Source organism: Halobellus sp. Atlit-38R, assembly GCF_003665925.1.
Classification (GTDB): domain Archaea; phylum Halobacteriota; class Halobacteria; order Halobacteriales; family Haloferacaceae; genus Haloquadratum; species Haloquadratum inordinatus.
In genome coordinates, this window is record NZ_QXIJ01000296.1 from 1 (window position 1) to 471 (window position 471).

Annotated in this window: 1 protein-coding gene; it reads left to right on the forward strand. The window is 68.8% G+C overall.

From position 1 onward, the window contains the following. Positions 1-471 (forward strand): Gfo/Idh/MocA family protein (locus D3D02_RS19465; RefSeq protein WP_147435774.1); only part of this gene is annotated, 471 nt, incomplete at both ends.

Below are 471 nucleotides of genomic sequence, written 5' to 3' on the forward strand. Positions count from 1 at the left end.
TGGAGACCGCCGACGAGCGCGGACTGACCGTCGGCGTCGCGCCCGACACCGTTCTCGGCACCGGAATCCAGACCTGTCGCGACCTCATCGACGAGGGCCGCATCGGCGACCCCGTCGGCGCGACGGCGTTCTGGTCGAACCACGGCCACGAGCACTGGCACCCGGACCCCGACGGCTTCTACGCGGAAGGCGGCGGTCCGCTTTTCGACATGGGGCCGTACTATCTCACGTCGCTCGTGACGCTCCTCGGCCCGATTCGGTCGGTCGCCGGGACCGCGAACACGCCGTTCGCAGAGCGCGAGATAACGAGTGAACCGCGCCGCGGCGAGCGCATTCCGGTGTCGGTGCCGACCCACGAGACGGCCGTCGTGACCTTCGAAAGCGGCGCGACGGGGACGCTCCTGACGAGCTTCGACGTGTGGGGGTCAGAACTACCGGGATTCGAGAAATACGGCACCGAGGGGACGCTGA